Raw genomic sequence first — 232 nt, forward strand, 5'->3', positions numbered from 1 at the left:
GAGGTGGATCCGGTGGTGGTGGGGCGGGCGTTGGCGGCCCGAGCCGTGTTTGCGCACCGGGCGGTGGTGGTCGCCGCTGGTGTGGACGGGTTCTTGGCCGGGTTGCGGGATGTGGACGCCTCGTCGGTGGTGCGGGGTGTCGCGGCGGGTGCGGCTGGGTTGGGTCCGGTGTTTGTGTTTCCGGGTCAGGGGGCGCAGTGGGTGGGGATGGGGGTGGCGTTGTGGGATGTGG

1 protein-coding gene is annotated in these 232 nt (G+C 72.0%); it reads left to right on the forward strand.

Annotated elements, in window-relative coordinates; all coding sequences use genetic code 11:
- Positions 1–12: 12 nt before the first annotated feature.
- Positions 13–232: hypothetical protein (locus ACLQ2W_RS34075; RefSeq protein ID WP_425792036.1), on the forward strand; the 220-nt coding region annotated here is incomplete at its 3' end.

Source organism: Micromonospora sp. DT227 (assembly GCF_049841835.1).
In the GTDB taxonomy this organism is placed as follows: Bacteria; Actinomycetota; Actinomycetes; order Mycobacteriales; family Micromonosporaceae; genus Micromonospora.